Below are 587 nucleotides of genomic sequence, written 5' to 3' on the forward strand. Positions count from 1 at the left end.
CCGGCCTGGATGCGGGGTGCCAACTGGGCGATGGTGGGCGCCTCAAACACCGCCCGCACCGACAAGTCAGCATCCAAGCCGGTGTTGATGGCGGCGATCAGACGCATCGCCGACAACGAATCCCCACCCAACTCGAAAAACGAGTCCTCCACCCCCACCCGCTCCAGCCCAAGGACTTGCGCATAAATGCCCGCCAACATCTCCTCGGCCAGACTGGCCGGGGCGCGATAAGGAGCACCGGTGTAGTCGGGGGCGGGTAGGGCGCGGGTGTCGAGCTTGCCATTGACCGTCAACGGCAGAGCGTCGAGCACCACAATCGCGGCCGGCACCATATAGGCGGGCAGCCGATCCGCGAGCTGGCTGCGGATCGCGACCGGATCCACGATCCCCGAACCGGATTGCGTGACATAGCCGATCAGGCGCTTATCGCCGGGGTGGTCCTCGCGGGCAATCACCACCGCCTGATCCACCCCATCCACATTGGCCAGGGCGGTGCGGATTTCACCCAATTCGATGCGATACCCACGGATTTTGACCTGCTCATCGACGCGGCCCACATAGCGCAGCTGCCCATCGGGGCCCCAACA

Annotated in this window: 1 protein-coding gene; it reads right to left on the reverse strand. The window is 65.1% G+C overall.

The genetic code is table 11. The features are described from left to right. Positions 1-587 (reverse strand): phosphopantetheine-binding protein (locus tag A5692_RS07340; protein WP_156765969.1); only part of this gene is annotated, 587 nt, incomplete at both ends.

The sequence above is a fragment of the Mycobacterium sp. E342 genome, from assembly GCF_001667665.1.
Taxonomy (GTDB): Bacteria; Actinomycetota; Actinomycetes; order Mycobacteriales; family Mycobacteriaceae; genus Mycobacterium.